This is a genomic window from Clostridium acetobutylicum ATCC 824 (genome assembly GCF_000008765.1).
Lineage (GTDB): Bacteria > Bacillota > Clostridia > Clostridiales > Clostridiaceae > Clostridium_S > Clostridium_S acetobutylicum.
On sequence record NC_003030.1, the window covers coordinates 1862082 to 1881256 of the forward strand.

Genomic DNA, 19175 nt, shown 5'->3' on the forward strand with positions numbered 1-19175 from the left:
GTGTGGGAGGAAGCAGCGTGGAAAACTTTAATATATATAAAGACATTGCCGAAAGAACGGATGGGGATATCTATGTCGGGGTTGTAGGACCTGTTAGAACAGGTAAATCTACATTTATTAAAAGATTTATGGATACTATGGTAATACCCAATATAGACAATCCGCATAAGAAGGAGAGAGCAAAAGACGAACTCCCTCAAAGTTCATCGGGGAAAACAATTCATACTACGGAACCTAAGTTTGTTCCTAATGAGGCGGTAGACATAAGTTTAAGTGAAGGTATAAAATTAAAAGTGAGATTAGTAGATTGCGTTGGATATATAGTTAAGAGTGCACTTGGATACGCAGAAGCTGATAAACCTAAAATGGTTTCAACGCCGTGGTTTGATCACGAAATACCTTTTGAAAAAGCAGCAGAAATAGGAACAAAAAAGGTTATTGATGAACATTCTACTATAGGTCTTGTGGTAACTACTGATGGTTCAATAACAGGTATACCACGAGAAGATTATGTAGAAGCAGAAGAAAGAGTAGTTAAAGAACTTAAGGAAATAAAAAAACCATTTGTAATTATATTAAATTCATCACAGGTGGATGATCCTAAGACAATTGAACTTAGAGACGAATTGGAAAAAAAGTATGATGTTTCTGTACAAGTTTTGGATGTTCAAAATATGGTTGAAGAAGATATAATAAAAGTTTTCAGTAAAATATTAAGGGAATTTCCTGTAAGAGAAATAAACATAGATATGCCAGAATGGATTGAAAAGCTAAGCACAAAGCATTGGCTTAAGGATAACTTTATGAATATCATAAAAGAAATATGTATCAAAGTAAATAAGGTAAGAGATATTTCAAAAATTGTGGCCTCCTATTCTGGTATGGATTACTTAGACAAAGCTGATATGACAGAGATGGATATGGGAAGTGGCGTAGGGAGAATAGTTTTCACACCTAAAAGAGATATGTTTTATAAGGTGCTTAGTGAAGAATGTGAATGTGATATTGATGGAGAAAATAAGCTCTTATCAATAATGAAGGAAATGCATGAAGCAAAGGTACAGTATGATAGGATATCAGAGGCTTTGAAGGATGTAAGGGAAAAGGGGTATGGACTTGTAGCTCCTCAGCTTACAGAAATGAAGCTTGAAGAACCTAAGATAGTAAAGAGTGGTGCTAGATATGAGGTCAAACTTAAAGCTAGTGCTCCAAGTTTCCACTTTATAAGGGCAGATATAGAAACTGAGGTTTCTCCAATAATGGGAAGCGAAAGGGAAAGTGAAGAACTTGTAAGGTCTCTTCTTGAACAATTTGAAAATGATCCATCTGAAATATGGGAAAGCAACATGTTTGGAAAATCATTAGAAGTACTTGTTAAAGAAGGTCTTCAAAAGAAACTTTACAAAATGCCTGATGATGTTCAGGCAAAAATACAGAAAACACTTGAGAAAATAATCAATGAAGGTAATGGCGGGTTAATCTGTATAATACTTTGATTTTATTTGTTTGAAAGGGGATTTCTTTTTATAAAAAGGGAAATCCTCTTAATTATAGGTTATAATATGTATTTTTTAATTTATTATCTAAAGAGAGGAAGAAGCATATGAAGAAAGTTGCAGTGATATTTAATGGTGGTACTATATCTATGAAGTTTGATTCAAGGGTAAAGGCAGCAGTTCCAGCTTTGTCTGGAGAAGAAATAATGTCTATGGTAACAGGAATAGAAAAATTTGCTGAAATTGAGTCCTTTAACTTTTCGGAGGAACCAGGACCTCATATGACACCTGAGAAAATGATGGAATTATCTAATTTCATAAAGGATATTTTAAAAAGAGATGATATTGTAGGAGCAGTAGTTACACATGGTACAGACTCACTTGAGGAGACAGCATATTTCCTAGACTTAACCATAAAAAATGAAAAACCTGTGGTTGTAACTGGTTCCATGAGAAATAGTTCTGAACTTGGATATGATGGTCCAGCCAATCTTTCTGCTGCTATATGTACAGCAATATCAGAAGAATCAAGGAATAAAGGAGTACTAGTATGCTTCAGCGATGAACTTAACAGCGCTTCTGAAGTTACAAAGGTACATTCTATGCATCTTAATGCTTTCGAGAGTCCGGATTTTGGACCACTTGGAATAGTTGATACTAATAAGCCCATATTTTACAGGGATAAAGTTTATAATGATTACATAGAAACAAGCAGCGTAGAATCTAAAGTGGCTTTAATAAAAACAGCTGTAGGAATGAATTCTGATTTTATAGATTTTGCAGTTGAAAAAGGCTATAAAGGAATTGTAATTGAAGCTATGGGAAGAGGTAATGTACCTCCTTATATGGTAGAAGGCATTGAAAGGGCTCTCAAGAAAAATGTGCCTGTTGTTCTTGTCTCACGATGCTATAAAGGAAGAGTTCTTGATTCCTATGGGTATCATGGTGGAGGAAAAGAACTTAGAAATATAGGAGTAATTTTTGGAGATAATCTTCCTGGTCAAAAGGCAAGAATAAAGCTTATGCTTGCACTTGGAAAGACAAAAGATCTTGAAAAAATAAGAAATATATTTGAAGAGGATTTCTACAGGATATATAAATAATACTAAAAAGTAACAATAGTGAGCTCCATGAATACATTATATTATTGGGAAACTAGGTAGAATATTAAGTTGTACTTTAGTTTCCTTATATAATGGTAGTGGAGGAGTTATATGATTAAAATAAATAACAGACTTAAATCCATAGATGAGTACCATTTCAAGAAAATAGAGGATAAAAAAAGAGAGTTAATTAAAAAAGGAAAACAAATAATAGATCTTGGAATTGGTGATCCTGATCTTGAAGTAAGTAATAGAGTTCAAAATGAAATAATAAAATCCCTTGGAATTAAAGATTTTAATAAATATCCACCATACAGCGGAATAGAGAAGCTTAAATCAAGAGTTATAAAATACTATAGGGATATTTTTCAGGTTAATTTAGATTTAGATGAAATTATAATTACAATAGGATCAAAGGAGGGTATAAGCAGTATAATACCTTCAATTTGTGATATAGGTGATTATGTAATAGTTCCAAATCCAGGCTATCAGGTATATACAGCAGCGTCATATTTGTGGGGTGCTGTTCCATATAAAATCCCATTAACAGATAAGAATGATTATTTACCAAACTTAAATGTTATACCCCAAAATATAGCACTTAAAAGCAAACTATTTTTCATTAATTATCCTAATAATCCTACAGGAGCGGAGGCTAATAAAGACTTTTTTAAAGATATAGTTGAGTTTTGCAAAAAAAGAAATATAGTTTTGGTTAACGATTCAGCATATAATGAGATAATAAAAAAGGAGAGTACGCCAATTAGCTTGCTTCAAAGTGATGAGGATAAAAAAATGATTGAAATAGGGAGTTTCTCCAAGACCTATAATATGACTGGATTTAGAGTTGGATATGTGGTTGGCAATAAAGGAGTAATAAAGGCTCTTCTAAAGGTTAAAAGCAATATTGATTCAGGGCAATTCATGCCAGTTCAGTATGCGGCTGCTGAGGCTATTAACTTAGATAGAAATGAAATAAAAAAATCAAGAGAGATATATGATAAAAGGAGAAGTACAGCAAAAAAAATACTTAGTAAAAAGGGAATAAAATATTTTGATGCCAGTGCAGCCTTTTATATTTGGTGCAGTGTTCCAAAGGGATACAGCACAGATGAATTTTGTGACAAACTTTTAAGTGAATACGGTGTTGTTGTAACTCCAGGATATTGTTTTGGAAATTTAGGATACGGGTTTTTTAGAATAGCGCTGACAACTAAAATCGAAAATATTGAAACAGCATTGAGTAAATTTGAAGATTTTCAATGAAAATGTAACTTTTAAAGGAAAAAATACTATAAAACAATAAAAAATGTGGTATAATTGAGTTTGTTATAAAAAGAATCTGTTTTTACTTGCTACATTGTGTATAATTATTATTGTAATATTATACATGTTTTTACTTATGGAAGGATGAGGACAATGATAAGAAGCATGACGGGATTTGGTAGGGCTTCTAACGATAATGGCAGACTTGGATTTAATGTTGAAATTAAGAGTGTAAATCACAGATATTTTGATTTAAATATAAAGTTACCTAGAAATCTTATCTCACTTGAAGAAAAGATAAGAAAAGAAGTAGGAAACAAAATAAAAAGAGGTAAGGTAGATATATTTATAACTCAAAATGTCTATGATAGCAGTACTACTAATGTAAATTTGAATAAAGGTCTTGCTTATAATTATTGTGAATGTCTAAAACAAATAAGAGATGATTTTAATGTATTAGATGATATATCTGTTTCATTGATATCAAAATTCCCCGACGTAATTACTGTGACACAAAATGAGGAGGATTTAGATGAAATTTCTAGCCTACTTTTGAAGCCTATTAACGAGGCAGTTGATACTATGTTAAGTATGAGGGAAAAAGAAGGGGCTAGGCTTAAGGAAGATATAGAAGGTAAATTAACTAATATTGAAGAGTTACTAGTGAATGTAGAAAAGAGAGCTCCTTACACAGTAGAGAATTATAGAAATAAGCTTGAAGAAAGAATAAAAGATTTACTTGTCGATAATCAAGTAGATGAAGCTAAACTTGCAATGGAGGTGACAATTTTTGCCGACAAATCATGTATAGATGAAGAAATAGTTAGGCTTAAAAGTCATATATCTCAATTTAAGAGTACTCTTAGCAAGAATGAACCAGTGGGAAGAAAATTGGATTTTATAGTTCACGAGATGAATAGGGAAGCTAACACGATAAATTCTAAATCAAATGATATCGATATAGTTCACTGTGTCCTTGATATAAAAAACGAAATAGAAAAAATAAGAGAACAAATTCAAAATATAGAGTGATTTTAGGAGGATAAAATTATGGATATAAAATTAATAAACATAGGTTTTGGAAATATAGTTTCAGCAAATAGGTTAGTTGCAATAGTTAGTCCAGAATCAGCACCAATAAAGAGAATAATACAGGAAGCAAGAGATAGAGGAATGCTAATAGATGCAACTTACGGAAGAAGAACAAGAGCTGTAATAATAACAGATAGTGACCATGTAATACTATCAGCAGTACAACCTGAAACCGTAGCACATAGATTATCTACAAAAGATGATGGAACTAATACAGTAGATGAGGTAGAAGAGTAATGTCTAAAAAGGGATTATTGATTGTTATTTCAGGCCCTTCAGGTGCTGGTAAAGGAACCATTTGTAAGGCTCTTATGAAAGAACAACAATTTTGGTTGTCGGTTTCAGCAACTACTAGAGAGCCAAGAGAAAAAGAAGTTGAAGGTAAAAGTTATTATTTTTTGACAGTAGATGAATTTAAGAGTAAAATATCTGAAGATGGTTTTTTGGAATATGCAGAAGTATACGGTAATTACTATGGAACACCTAAGAAAAGCGTATGTGAGAAAATAGATAATGGTGAAAATGTAATTCTTGAAATAGATATCCAAGGAGCTCTTAAAGTTAAAGAAAATTATCCTGAAGGAGTATTCATATTTATACTTCCACCTTCTATGGAGGAACTCAAGAAGAGGATAATAGGCAGGGGAAGCGAGACAGAAAAGTCACTTATGACCAGATTTAAATCTGCGTATAAAGAGATAAATTATGTATCAAAATACAACTATGCTATTATAAATGATACAGTTGAAAATGCCGTTACAAAAATTAACAGCATTATAGTAGCAGAAAAATGTAGGGTAGATAGAATAAAAGATAATATAATTGATTCTAAGGAGGGTAAAATTCATGAACAATTCTATGATTAGTCCATCTGTTGTAGACTTAAAGGCAAAGACAGGTGATAGATATTCTCTTGTTGTTATAACTTCTAAGAGAGCAAGACAAATAATTGCGGGAGAGGAGCCTCTTGTAGATATAGAGAGCAATAAGGCACTTACTATTGCAATAAATGAAGTTGATCAAGATAAAATAAAATTTGATCTACCAATTGAAGGAATAAACTAAAATGGAAGTTAAGAATGTAGTCATTGGTGTAAGCGGAGGAATAGCAGTATATAAAGCACTTGATGTTATAAGCCGTTTAAAAAAAGCAGACTTTGGAGTAGATGTTATAATGACGAATTCAGCTTCTAAGTTTGTAACACCATTAAGTTTTCAAAGTTTAAGTGGAAATAAAGTTATAAATGATATGTTCGAAGAACCAAAATCATGGGAAATTCAGCACATATCTTTGGCAAAGAAAGCTGATATATTAGTTGTGGTACCAGCTACAGCAAATATAATAGGCAAGGTTGCAAATGGAATAGCTGATGACATGCTTTCTACAACTATAATGGCAGCATATGGTAGATGCCCTATTGTATTTGCTCCTGCAATGAATACCAATATGTATAAAAATCCTATTGTTCAAAATAACATAAAAAAATTAAAGGATTATGGGTATATTTTTATAGAACCTGAAAAGGGAAGATTGGCATGCGGGGATGTTGGAGAAGGAAAGCTTGCTGATACAGAACTTATTTATGAAAATATCAAAAGTCTTTTATATAATAAAAGGGATTTAGCTGGCAAAAAAGTTATGGTTACAGCAGGTCCTACTATAGCGCCAATTGATCCTGTACGATTTATAACCAATCATTCTACAGGTAAAATGGGATATGCTATTGCTGAAGAAGCAAGAGATAGAGGTGCTGAGGTTACACTTATAAGTGGAGAAACAAGCCTAAAACCTCCTTTTGGTGTTGATTTTATTAAAGTGTCCACCAATTCTGAGATGATGGAGAAGGTTTTAGAAAAATTTAGCGGCAGCGATATAGTCATAAAATCAGCAGCAGTAGCTGATTATAAAGCTAAAAATTACAGTGAATTAAAAATTAAAAAAGCCAGTGATAATTTAAATATAGAATTTGTAAAAGACAATGATATACTAAAAAAATTAGGTGAGATTAAAAAACACCAGATTTTAGTTGGTTTTGCAGCAGAAAGCAATGATTTAATTGAAAATGCTTATGGCAAATTAACTAGAAAAAATTTAGATTACATAGTAGCAAATGATATTTTATCGAAGGATGCAGGATTTGCTAGTGATGAAAATAGAGTTGTCATATTGGGCAGTGATGGAAGCAAACTTGAGCTAGATAAAATGTCCAAAAGAAAAGTTGCAGAGAATTTGTTTGATTTATTAAGTAAAAAGCGCAGTTAGCGCTTTTTCTTGTTAAAGGGTGATATAGTGTATAATTTTGCAGGCATTATAATAAATAATGAAGTTGCATCACTTGATAGAATTTTTACTTATGAAATTCCAGAAGAATTAAAGGAAAGCATAAAAGTAGGTCAGCTTGTTAAGGTACCTTTTGGAAACTCAAATAAAAGACTTTATGGTTTTGTCTTTGATCTTAAGCTTGAAAATCAAGGCAAAATTAAATTGAAGAAGATAGCATCTATAGAAAGTGATGAGCCTCTTATAACAGATAAAGATATGCAGCTAATTGAAAATATGAAAAAGAAGTATTTGTGTACCTATATCGAATGTATAAGGCTTATAATACCTACTGGAATTATGAAGGGTATGAAGCCAAAAACAACAGATGTAGTTTTTTTAAACGGCAGTTTGCCTGATAACCTAAAAAAGGATAAGTATGAAAGCATATATAAAATAGTAGAACAAAATAATGGTATGTATAATAGAAGCCAATTAAGCAAGAAATTCAATATTTCAGTATCCTCCATTAATACTATGATAAAATATGGAGCATTAACTATATCAGAAAAGGTTTTAACAAGATATGACAGCAGGGTATATGATGTATATGGTGAAAAAAAGCTTAATGATTTTCAAGAAGATGCTGTTAATACAATACTGTATTCGAATAAAAGAAAATTTTTAATTCATGGTGTTACTGGAAGTGGAAAGACGGAAATATACATGCATCTAGTAAAAAAGATGATTGAGGATAATAAGCAGTCGATTATCTTAGTTCCTGAAATTTCTCTTACACCTCAGATGATAGAAAGATTTAAGGGAAGATTTGGGCTAAATGTTGCTGTTTTTCACAGTAAGCTTTCAGATGGAGAAAGATATGATGAATGGATTAGAGTAAAAAATGGTGAGGTTAAGGTAGCTGTTGGAGCTAGATCCGCACTTTTTTTACCATTTGATAAGTTGGGTTTAATTGTAATAGATGAAGAACATGAAGGCAGTTACAAATCAGAAAGTGATCCTAAGTACAATGCAATAGAAGTTGCTGAAATGAAAAGTGCAATAGAAGATTGTATTCTTGTTTTGGGATCGGCAACTCCGGCTGTAGAAACCTATTATAAAACCTTAAAGGAAGATTATGATCTGATAACACTAAAAAACAGGGCTGATGGTGCTCTTATGCCAGAAGTATCAGTTGTTGATATGAGAGAAGAATTAAGAGAAAACAATAAATCTATATTTAGCAGAGCCTTGTATGAAAGCATTTTAGAGACGCTTGAGAGAAAAGAACAAATTATACTTTTTCTCAATAGGAGAGGATATTCAACCTTTGTTTCCTGTAGAAAATGTGGTTATGTTTTTAAGTGCAAAAATTGCGATGTTTCAATGACTTATCACAATAATAAGGGATATCTGATATGCCACTACTGCGGAAGCACTCAAAGAATTCCTTCAGTGTGTCCTAAGTGCGGTAGCAAGTATGTTAAGTATTTTGGAGCAGGAACAGAGAGGATAGAAAGAGAGATAAAAAGGCTTTTTCCAAATGCAAGAACTGTAAGAATGGATAGGGATACTACCGTAAAAAAAGATTCCTATGAAAGAATATATAATGGCTTCAAGAACAAAGAATATGATATTTTGATAGGTACTCAAATGATTGCTAAGGGACTAGATTTTAAGGATGTTACTTTAGTTGGAGTAGTAGCTGCGGATCTCACCTTGAATTTGCCAGATTACAGGGCAGGGGAAAGAACTTTTCAACTCCTGTGTCAGGTTAGTGGAAGAGCAGGCAGAGGCAGTAAAAAAGGTAAAGTAGTAATTCAAACCTATTCACCGGAAAGCTATGCTATAAGATTTTCATCTACAAACGATTATAGAAGCTTTTTTAAAGAGGAAATTAAATTAAGACATGACATGGATTATCCACCTTTTAATAAACTACTTCTTCTAAATTTTAGTTCTAAAAATGAACAATTGTTAATAAAAAATATACAAATAGTTGGTGATTTTTTAAAAAATAAAGCAAAGGAATATAGTAATATTTATGTATTAGGTCCATGCCCATCGCCAATATCCAAAATCAATGAAGCCTATAGATGGCAAATTGTATTAAAAGGCGATATAACTTATGAAGTAGCCTGCTTTATAAAAAAATCTATTTATGAATTGTTAAAAAAAGTTTATAATAATATAAGAGTTTCATTAGATATAAACCCATTGAGTTTATTATAATATTTTGGAGGTAATGTAATGGCAATACGTAGTATAAGAAAGTATGGGGACGAATTATTAAGAAAAAAAAGTAGAAAAGTAGAAAAGATAGATAAGAGATTATTAACTCTTATAGATGATATGTTTGAAACCATGTATAATGCAGATGGAGTAGGTCTTGCAGCTCCACAGGTTGGTATATTAAAAAGACTTGTAGTAATAGATGTAGGAGAAGGTCCTGTTGTACTAATAAATCCTGAAATATTAGAGACAAGTGGAAAAGCTGTAGATGTAGAAGGCTGCCTAAGTATTCCAGAAAGACAAGGAGAAGTTGAAAGACCAACATATGTTAAGGCAAAAGCTCTAAATGAAAAAGGAGAAGAAATTGTAATTGAAGCAGAAGATTTATTTGCAAGAGCTATATGCCATGAAACAGATCATTTAAATGGAGTTTTATTTGTAGATAAATTAGCTGAAAGTGAGGGAAATTAATTGTTGAAAATTGTGTTTATGGGAACACCGGAATTTTCAGTACCCTCCCTTGAGAAACTTATAGAAAATTATGATGTAAGGGCTGTTTTGACGCAGCCAGATAAGCCTAAGGGACGTGGGAAAAAGCTAGCTATGTCTGAGGTTAAAGAAGTAGCAGTTAAAAACAATATTCCAGTGTTTCAACCAGTTAAATTAAAAAATGATATTGAAGTTATAAATAAATTAAAAGAAATAGCACCAGATTTTATAGTAGTTGTGGCATTTGGTCAAATTTTATCAAAGGAAGTTCTTGATATACCTAAGTATGCATGTATAAATCTGCATGCATCTCTTTTGCCAAATTATAGAGGCGCTGCACCTATAAATTGGGCAATTATAAATGGAGAAACAAAGACAGGAAATACAACTATGATTATGGCTGAAGGATTGGATACAGGTGATATGCTTCTTAAGGATGAAGTTGATATAAAAAGAGATATGACAGCAGGTGAACTTCATGATATTTTGATGAATAGAGGAGCAGATCTTCTTGTAAAAACCATAGATGAATTTTCAAAAGGAAACATTAAACCAGAAAAACAAGGTGAGCCAGAAACGGATTATGCTGCTATGTTATCCAAGGATACTGGAAAAATAAATTGGAATGATAAAAGCGAAAGAATATATAACCTTATAAGAGGATTAAACCCATGGCCTCTTGCGTATTCTAGTTATAATGATAAGGTTATGAAAATTCACGAAGCTAAAATATTAGATGCTGCACCTGAAGGAGAACCAGGTCTTATAACTAATGTAGATAACAATGGAATAGAAGTTAATTCATCAGATGGAAAGATTTTAATTACAAAAATTCAGTTTCCAGGTAAAAAATCTATGAATGTTGGGGAATATATAAGAGGAAACAATATTGATAAGGGAGTTATTTTAAAGTAAAAGGTTAGGAGGTTTTATAATGCCGTTCTATTTTGATCCTAGTTTTATAATACTGATACCAGCTTTAATAATATCTTTTGCAGCACAATCACAAATAAGCTCTACCTTTAACAAATATTCAAAGGTAATTGGGTTAAATGGCTATACTGGAGCAGATGTTGCCAGGATGCTTTTAAATTCAAATGGTCTTAGTGATATTCCAGTAGAGATCATACCGGGAAAGTTAACAGATCATTATGATCCTAAAAATAGAGTTATGAGACTTTCTGAGGAGGTTTATTATGGGACTTCTGTTGCTTCAATTGGTGTAGCAGCTCATGAGACTGGTCACGCTTTTCAGCATAAAGCGCATTATGCCCCTCTTGAAATCAGAAACACTATAGTGCCAGCTGTAAACATAAGTTCTAATGCTTCTTGGGTTTTGTTCTTTTTAGGAATTGTGTTTGGTATACCGGCATTTGCCAAAATAGGAGTAGCTCTTTTTGCAGCAGTGGTGCTTTTTAATTTGATAACGCTTCCTGTTGAATTTGATGCTTCTTCAAGGGCACTTAAACTTCTAGAAAATAAGGGAATACTTTATCATAACGAGATTAAAGGTGCACGTGCTGTTCTAAATGCAGCAGCAATGACATATGTTGCAGCCGCTCTCATGGCGATTTCTCAACTTATAAGACTTATAATAATAAGTAGGAATAGAGATTAAAAAGGAATGAAAATATGAATAATACGAGAAAAATTGTTCTTGATGTTTTAAATAAAGTTCTTTCTCATGATGGATTTTCAAATATAGTATTAAATAAGGCATTAAAAGGCGAGGAAATATCATCTAAAGATAAAGGTCTTGTAACAGAAATAGTATATGGTACTATAAAATATAAATATAGTATTGATATTATAATAAGTAAGTTTGTAAAGACAAAAATAAATAAAATAGATAAAAGAGTTCTTAATGTTTTAAGGATGTCTATATATCAAATCAGGTATCTTGATAAAATTCCAGATTTTGCTGCTGTAAATGAAGCAGTGAATATCACTAAAAAATACATATCCTTAAAATCATCTAAATTTGTAAATGCTGTTCTTAGAAATTATCTTAGAAATCCTAACATTGCCTTTTATAATAAAGATAATTCTGTAGAGAAGCTTTGCTTTAATTACTCTTTTGAACCGTGGATGGTAAAGTTTTTTTTAAAGCAGTATAAGAATAAAGCAGAAGAAATTCTAAAAGGACTTAATGAAAATCCTTCTATTACTATAAGAGTGAATAGGTTAAAAACATCACATAAAGAATTATGGAATGAACTTGAAAAGCTTGATTATAATATTGAAGAAGGGTACATTTTAAAAGATGCCATAAGGATTAAAAAAGGCCACAGCATCGAAAATAATCCTCTATTTGTCAGGGGAGAGTTTACTGTTCAAGATGAAAGTGCTATGTTAGTATCAGAGTGCATGGATATTAAAGAAAATCTTGTAATATTTGATATGTGCAGTGCTCCTGGAGGAAAAACTACACATATGGGAGAATTGCTTAAAAATACTGGTACAATATATGCTTTTGATTTACATGAAAGTAAGATAAAATTAATAAATGAAAATGCTAAGAGGCTAGGAGTAGAAAATATAAATGCTTCAGTTTTAGATGCCAGTTCTTATCATGATGATTTTGTAAATAAGGCTGATAGGATATTAGTAGATGCACCCTGCTCTGGTCTTGGCATAATAAGAAAAAAACCTGAGATAAAGTGGAATAAAAATATTAAAGACTTAAAGGAACTCTCTGATATTCAAAAGAATATACTTCAAAACGCTTCACTTTACTTAAAGAAGGAAGGAATACTTCTTTACTCAACATGTACCCTAAATAAGGATGAAAATGAAAAGAGTATAATTCAATTTTTGAAGAACAATCCTAATTTTAAAGTAGAACCTATAGAATTTGGAGAATTTCCAAACTTGATTTATTCTCCTTATGGAGTGACTATACTCCCAAATGAATATATGGATGGATTTTTTATGTGTAAGCTTAAAAAAACTAGGTAGGTGAGACCTTAATTGGAAAATATTTTAGATTACAATGAAGCTGAACTCAAGCAGTGGATGGACAAAAATGGGGAAAAGACTTTTAGAGCTAAGCAGTTTTTTGATTGGATATATAATGGTACTTTCGATTTTAAAGATATGAAAAATCTGCCTCAAAGCACAAGAGAAAGACTAGAAAAAAATTTTTATATTGGCATGCCGAGTGTTGTTAAGAGGCTTAACTCAAAAAAAGGTGATACTGTAAAGTTTCTGTTTAGATATAATGATGGAAATATAATAGAGTGTGTTGTCATGAAATACGATTACGGTAACTCTATATGTATTTCTACTCAGGTAGGCTGTAGAATGGGTTGCAGCTTTTGTGCTTCAACTATAGGAGGAAGAGTTAGGGATTTAACTTCTGGAGAAATTTTAGCTCAAATATTAAAGGCTCAGAAAGAAATTGGTGAGAGAATATCAAATATAGTTCTAATGGGAAGTGGTGAACCTCTAGACAATTATGACAATGTTATTAAATTTATAAGGATTGTAAATTCTGAAAAAGGGCTTAATATAGGTCAAAGGCACATAACTCTATCTACATGTGGCATAGTTCCTAGAATATACGATTTAATGAAGGAAAATCTTCAAATAACATTGGCAATTTCTCTTCACGCTTCTGACGATGAGACTAGAAAAAAGATAATGCCTATAGCAAATAGATACTCTATTTCGGAAATTATTGACTGCTGTAAAAAATACTCTGATTTTACAGGAAGAAGAATCACTTTTGAATATTCACTTGTCAAGGATGTAAATGATGATAAAGAGAGTGCAAAAAAGTTAGGGGAACTTCTTTCTGGTATGCTTTGTCATGTTAATTTAATTCCAGTTAATACTGTTAATGAGACTTCTTATGAAAAACCCGAAAGTTCTAAAATTAAAAAGTTTTGTGACACACTTTTAAAATATAAAATAGAAAGTACTATAAGAAAAGAAATGGGAGCAGATATAAATGCCGCTTGTGGACAGCTTAGAAGAAATTATATTGAAGAAAGTGAAGGGAAATAATATGAAAATGGTAGGAATGCTATCTGATATTGGCACAGTTAGAAAACTTAATGAAGACTATGTTGGTTACTACGAAAATGATGACATAAGATTTTATGTTGTTGCTGATGGAATGGGTGGACATAATGCAGGTGAGGTTGCAAGTAAACTTGCTGTGGATTCAACTGTAAAATACATAAAGGAAATAAATAACATTAATTTATATGAACTTGGAGATGTACTTTCAAGTGCAATAAAATTTGCTAATGAACAGATTTATAGGAAATCAAAAGCGTCAGATGGACTAAGTGGTATGGGAACGACTATTACTGCTTGTTTAATTAAAGATAAAGACGCAGTTGTAGCGAACGTTGGGGATAGTAGTTGTTATTTTATAAAAAGAGATGATATTATAAAAATAACAAAAGATCACTCTCTTGTACAGCAGCTTGTGGACAATGGAACAATAACGGAAAAGGAAGCACTTTCGCATCCTAATAAGAATATTATTACAAGAGCTCTTGGAACAGGGGAAGATGTGGATGTAGATATATTTGATGTTACACTAAATGATGTCTCTAAAGGAATACTTGCGACCGATGGGCTTACTAATGTAGTTGATACTCGAGAAATATATAATATAGTGCTAGAAAATGATAATATGGTGGCATGTCAAAAGTTAATTGAACTCAGCAAAGACAAAGGCAGCCGTGACAATATATCAGTTATTGTGTTTGAAGGAGAGTGTAAAGATGATAGGAACTGTGCTAAGTAACAGGTATAAAATAGAGGAAGAAATAGGTGTAGGGGGAACTGCAGTTGTATACAAAGCTATGGATACTCTTTTAAATCGTCATGTGGCTGTAAAAGTTCTTAAACATGAATTTACAGAAGATGAAGAGTTTGTGTTTAAATTTAAAAGAGAAGCATCTGCTGCTGCTAGAATTGCCAATGCAAATATTGTAAATATATATGATGTTGGAGCTGATGGTAACGTTAATTATATTGTTATGGAATATGTAGCGGGAAAAACACTTAAAAAGCTCATAAAGGAAAATGGAAAAATAGAGTTTAATAAAATAATTGACTATGCAACTCAAATAGCAAAAGCGTTAAACTTTGCTCATAAAAATGGAATTGTTCATAGAGATATAAAGCCTCATAATATAATGGTTACGGATGATGATATAATTAAGGTTACAGACTTTGGAATAGCAAAAGCATCAAATGAATCCACAATAACTACTACGAATAAAGTTGTTGGTTCTGCACATTACTTATCGCCAGAACAAGCACAGGGAATTCCAGTAGATTGTAGAACAGACATATATTCTTTTGGAATAGTTCTCTATGAGATGGCAACAGGCAAAGTACCATATGATGCAGATACCCCTGTTTCTATAGCTTTAAAACATATACAGGATGCCGCTGTACCTCCTAATGAATTAAATAAAGATATACCAATTGCCCTCAATAAAATGATTTTAAGGTGCATTGAAAAGAAACCTGAAAATAGATATCAAAATGCCAATGAAATATTGGATGAACTGAGTAATGTAAAAAATAATTATGTAAATGATGATGAAGAGTTTACACGTGTAATGGATCCAGCTCAGATACAAAATGAGAGCAATCCAAATAACAAGTTGGATAACGATGATACTTACTATAATGGAGAACCATATAATAAAGAGCAGCCTCAAGAGGAGCCTCAAGAAGAAAATGAAGAGCCTAAAAATAAAATAAAAGGCAATAATATGTTAAGTGGTAAGGCTAAAAAGGCATTAGTTGCATCCATTATTGTAGTTTTAATTTTAGCAGGTTCTGCACTTGCTTTTTCAATGGGATCAGGAATATTTAAACCAAATTCTAATTCTGTATCAAAGGTAAAGGTTCCTAAAATAATAGGTTTAAGTGAAAGTGATGCAAAGGGAAAAGTTGAAGATGCAAAATTAAAGTTTCAAGTTGTTGATAGAGTAAAGAGCAGTAAACCAAAGGGCACAGTTGTAACATGTTATCCTAATGAGGATACAGAAGTAGACAGTGGTACAGTTGTAAGAGTTGATATAAGCTCAGGTGACACTGATCAAACCCTTCCTTCTCTTGTAGGACTTCCTGAAAGTGCAGCAAGAGCTCAAATTAAGCAGTACGGATGCAATGTTGGAAGTGTTACTCAAGAATACAGCGATGATGTTGCTCAAGGTAATGTAATTAGTCAATCACCTAGTGAAGGCTCTCAAATAAAAAAAGGAATGACTATAGACCTTGTAATAAGTAGAGGTCCTGAAGTTAAAAAGGCTACAGTTCCTAGCGTTTATGGTAAAACATCTGATAGTGCATCATCTATATTACAAAATGCAGGTTTTGGTGTAAATGTTCAGAATAAGGATGTTACAAATGCGGATCAAAACGGTATAGTTATAGAAGAGTACCCAAATGGTTATGTTAATAAGGGAACAACAGTAACTATAGTTATAGGAAGATTTAACAGTACAGCAGTTCAGCCGCCAAATAACAATAATGGAAATGGTAATCAAAACCAAAACCAAAACAAAACACCTGATACAAATCATGATGACAGTAAGGCACCGACTGGCGGGAATAATGATAATCAGAACCAGAATAATACAACTAATCCAAATGGAACTCAACCTGCAGGTGGAAATGTAACTGGAACTGGAAATGGAAATGTTACAAATACACCTAATGGAACTGGTCAAAAATAAAATAATCAATATTTGGAGGAACTATGCAGGGAATTATAATAAAAGGAATAGCAGGTTTCTATTATGTAAAAGTTGAAGAAGAAATATATGAATGTAAAGCAAGGGGAAAGTTCAGATTAGGTGAACTTTCCCCAATTGTAGGAGATAAAGTTGATATAACAGTAATAAATGGTAAGGGTGTTATAGAAAAAATACATCCAAGAACCAATAAGCTTATAAGACCTCCTGTTTCGAATGTAACACAAGCGTTTATAGTTTTTTCAATTGTAAATCCTGAATTTAGCAGTGATTTATTAAATAAGTTCTTAATATTATGTGAATTTAACAATATAAAGGTTAAGGTCTGCATAAACAAAATAGATTTAGTAAATGAGGAGCTTTTAACTCCAATAAAAAATTTGCTTAATAATACAGGATATGAACTTAAGTTTTTGAATGCAAAAAGCAAAATAGGAATAAATGAGCTTAAAGAAAGTTTAAAAGATAACATAACTGTTGTATGTGGACCTTCTGGTGTTGGAAAGTCTACTCTGATGAATTCTATAGCAGGAAGTAATGTTATGAAAACTGGAGATATAAGCGAAAAATTAAAAAGAGGAAAAAATACAACAAGACACAGTGAATTAATAGAAGTAGCTGGAGGTTTTATAGTTGATACCCCAGGATTTTCTTCACTTGATTTGAATTTTATAGATAGATATGAACTAAAAGATCTTTTCCCTGAGTTTTATGAATACAATGGCTCGTGCAAATATTCTACATGTGTTCATGATAAAGAACCAGGATGTGAAGTAAAAAAAGCAGTAGAAGAGGGAAATATCAACATAGAAAGATACAATTTTTATGTTGATACGCTGAATAAATTAAGTGTTAGGAGGAATTATAAATGATAAAATTGGCAGCATCAATTTTATCCGCAGATTTTTCAAAGCTTGGAGAAGAAGTAAGAACATTAGATGAAGCAGGAGCAGATTTCATACATATAGACATTATGGATGGAAATTTTGTTCCTAACATAAGCTTTGGAATTCCGGTAGTAAGAGATATAAGAAAACATACAAAACTCACTTTTGATGTGCATTTAATGATAGAAGAACCATCAAAATATGTAGAACAGTTTGTTAAAAGCGGGGCAGATATAATAACTGTGCACTACGAGACTGATAGGCATATTGATAGAACTTTAAATTACATAAAATCTTTTGGAGTGAAGGCAGCGGTAGCAATTAATCCAGGTACTCCTGTTAATATGATAAAGAATCTACTGACTACAGCGGACATGGTTCTTATAATGTCTGTAAATCCTGGATTTGGAGGACAAAAATATATTGATTATTCCTATGATAAAATAAGAGAAGTTAAAAAATATGCTGATGAAATAGGAAGAGATATTTTAATTGAAGTTGACGGTGGAGTTGATTCAACAAACATAAAAAAAGTAGTAGAAGCTGGTGCCAACGTAGTAGTAGCAGGATCAGCAGTTTTTAAAAATGGCGATATCAAAAAAAATATAGAGTTATTAAAGGGAAGTATTTAGAATGAAAGTAGTTGTTATTTCTGGAGGTAAAATGCCATCTGAAGCTTTACTTCGCAGTGAAATTGAAAATTGTGACTATATAATTTGTGCAGACAGTGGAGCAAACTGCCTGCACAAATATGAAATTAGGCCAGATATGCTGTTAGGAGATTTTGATTCCATAGATGAAGAAGTTTTTAACTATTTTAAGGAATTTCATATAAATACAATAAAGTTTCCTAGAGAAAAAGATTTTACAGATACAGAGCTAGCTTTTAGAGAAGCTTTAAAGCTTAGTGCAGATGAGATTTGTTTTTTAGGATGTACAGGAACTAGATTAGACCACATATTTGGGAATCTAGGACTTTTATATAGATGCCTTAAAAGTGGCATAAGAGCGTATATAAAGGATGATAACAATACTTTATTTATGATTGATAAAACTATATCAATCACAGGTAAAAAAGGTGAAATCTTTTCTATACAAGGGTTTAGAGAAGAGATAAAGGAATTATCTATAGAAAATGCTAAATATCCTCTTAAGGATTACAATTTGAGTTTTGGAGATTCTAGAACGGTTTCAAATGAATTTTTAGATGAGCCTGTTACAATAAGCTTCAAAAATGGCACTATAATTGTAATGAAATGTAAGGATTAGGAAATAATTAAAAATAGCCTGCATATAATAATAGAGAATTATTAATGGGGGTTATACTTATGTCAAAAAAGAAGTGGAATCGTGAGATAAATAAGTATGGAATGGGATTAATAATAGCCTCTGTTGGAGCTGGTATAGTGATAGCAGTGATTTTACCAATATGGGGATGGATTATTGCAGTAGGTGGAGGACTCATATTTTTAGGTTGGTTTCTTATTAATAATTGTAATAAAAAGAAATAATTTTATATGGGGGATTATTAATGAAGATTGTAGCTATAAAACTTCCAAAATTTTTATCTAATATAATTAAGTTTTTTTTCAGAAAAAAATCTTAACATATATAATTAT

At 31.8% G+C, this 19175-nt stretch carries 20 protein-coding genes; all 20 read left to right on the forward strand.

Annotated elements, in window-relative coordinates; genetic code table 11:
• Positions 1-17 precede the first annotated feature (17 nt).
• The 20 genes from spoIVA (at position 18) to CA_RS08995 (ending at position 19067) form a co-directional block, all read left to right on the forward strand.
• Entirely contained in the window at positions 18-1496 is a 1479-nt protein-coding gene (spoIVA, locus tag CA_RS08900) for a stage IV sporulation protein A (protein WP_010965020.1), read from the forward strand.
• Between the two features lie 107 nt (positions 1497-1603).
• Positions 1604-2599 (forward strand): asparaginase, encoded by a 996-nt coding sequence (locus CA_RS08905; RefSeq protein WP_010965021.1) that lies wholly within the window; start codon positions 1604-1606, stop codon positions 2597-2599.
• A 111-nt stretch (positions 2600-2710) separates the two neighbouring features.
• A complete protein-coding gene (locus CA_RS08910) occupies positions 2711-3865 on the forward strand; it encodes an aminotransferase class I/II-fold pyridoxal phosphate-dependent enzyme (RefSeq protein WP_010965022.1) in 1155 nt (384 codons plus the stop codon).
• 153 nt (positions 3866-4018) lie between these two features.
• Positions 4019-4897 carry a YicC/YloC family endoribonuclease gene (locus tag CA_RS08915; RefSeq protein WP_010965023.1) on the forward strand — a complete coding sequence of 293 codons (879 nt, stop codon included), beginning with the start codon at positions 4019-4021 and terminating at the stop codon, positions 4895-4897.
• A gap of 18 nt (positions 4898-4915) precedes the next feature.
• The gene (gene remA, locus CA_RS08920; protein WP_010965024.1) at positions 4916-5194 is read left to right on the forward strand and encodes an extracellular matrix/biofilm regulator RemA; all 279 of its coding nucleotides are present in this window, start codon (positions 4916-4918) and stop codon (positions 5192-5194) included.
• On the forward strand, positions 5194-5823 hold the full coding sequence (gene gmk / locus CA_RS08925) for a guanylate kinase (protein WP_010965025.1): 630 nt from the start codon (positions 5194-5196) through the stop codon (positions 5821-5823). The genes remA and gmk overlap by 1 nt, the downstream gene beginning before the upstream one ends.
• On the forward strand, positions 5804-6022 hold the full coding sequence (rpoZ, locus tag CA_RS08930; RefSeq protein WP_010965026.1) for a DNA-directed RNA polymerase subunit omega: 219 nt from the start codon (positions 5804-5806) through the stop codon (positions 6020-6022). Before gmk ends, rpoZ begins: the two co-directional genes overlap by 20 nt.
• A 1-nt stretch (position 6023) precedes the next feature.
• Positions 6024-7220, forward strand: coding sequence for a bifunctional phosphopantothenoylcysteine decarboxylase/phosphopantothenate--cysteine ligase CoaBC (gene coaBC / locus CA_RS08935; protein ID WP_010965027.1), 1197 nt, complete (start codon positions 6024-6026; stop codon positions 7218-7220).
• 27 nt (positions 7221-7247) lie between these two features.
• The gene (gene priA, locus CA_RS08940) at positions 7248-9449 is read left to right on the forward strand and encodes a primosomal protein N' (RefSeq protein ID WP_010965028.1); all 2202 of its coding nucleotides are present in this window, start codon (positions 7248-7250) and stop codon (positions 9447-9449) included.
• Between the two features lie 18 nt (positions 9450-9467).
• Complete coding sequence (gene def / locus CA_RS08945) at positions 9468-9920, forward strand: peptide deformylase (RefSeq protein ID WP_010965029.1); 453 nt, start codon at positions 9468-9470, stop codon at positions 9918-9920.
• Positions 9921-10853, forward strand: a complete 933-nt coding sequence (gene fmt, locus CA_RS08950; protein ID WP_010965030.1) for a methionyl-tRNA formyltransferase — start codon at positions 9921-9923, stop codon at positions 10851-10853.
• 19 nt (positions 10854-10872) lie between these two features.
• On the forward strand, positions 10873-11556 hold the full coding sequence (locus tag CA_RS08955) for a zinc metallopeptidase (protein ID WP_010965031.1): 684 nt from the start codon (positions 10873-10875) through the stop codon (positions 11554-11556).
• Between the two features lie 14 nt (positions 11557-11570).
• Positions 11571-12896, forward strand: a complete 1326-nt coding sequence (gene rsmB, locus CA_RS08960) for a 16S rRNA (cytosine(967)-C(5))-methyltransferase RsmB (RefSeq protein WP_010965032.1) — start codon at positions 11571-11573, stop codon at positions 12894-12896.
• Between the two features lie 12 nt (positions 12897-12908).
• Entirely contained in the window at positions 12909-13946 is a 1038-nt protein-coding gene (rlmN, locus tag CA_RS08965) for a 23S rRNA (adenine(2503)-C(2))-methyltransferase RlmN (protein WP_010965033.1), read from the forward strand.
• Between the two features lie 7 nt (positions 13947-13953).
• Positions 13954-14700, forward strand: a complete 747-nt coding sequence (locus tag CA_RS08970) for a Stp1/IreP family PP2C-type Ser/Thr phosphatase (protein WP_034581407.1) — start codon at positions 13954-13956, stop codon at positions 14698-14700.
• Positions 14678-16651, forward strand: coding sequence for a Stk1 family PASTA domain-containing Ser/Thr kinase (gene pknB, locus CA_RS08975; RefSeq protein WP_010965035.1), 1974 nt, complete (start codon positions 14678-14680; stop codon positions 16649-16651). Before CA_RS08970 ends, pknB begins: the two co-directional genes overlap by 23 nt.
• Positions 16652-16674: 23 nt before the next feature.
• A complete protein-coding gene (gene rsgA / locus CA_RS08980; protein WP_010965036.1) occupies positions 16675-17541 on the forward strand; it encodes a ribosome small subunit-dependent GTPase A in 867 nt (288 codons plus the stop codon).
• Complete coding sequence (gene rpe / locus CA_RS08985; RefSeq protein WP_010965037.1) at positions 17538-18188, forward strand: ribulose-phosphate 3-epimerase; 651 nt, start codon at positions 17538-17540, stop codon at positions 18186-18188. The genes rsgA and rpe overlap by 4 nt, the downstream gene beginning before the upstream one ends.
• 1 nt (position 18189) lies before the next feature.
• A complete protein-coding gene (locus tag CA_RS08990) occupies positions 18190-18825 on the forward strand; it encodes a thiamine diphosphokinase (protein ID WP_010965038.1) in 636 nt (211 codons plus the stop codon).
• A 59-nt stretch (positions 18826-18884) separates the two neighbouring features.
• Positions 18885-19067: a hypothetical protein gene (locus tag CA_RS08995; RefSeq protein ID WP_014518937.1), complete on the forward strand. Its 183-nt coding sequence runs from the start codon at positions 18885-18887 to the stop codon at positions 19065-19067.
• The last annotated feature ends 108 nt before the right edge of the window (positions 19068-19175 follow it).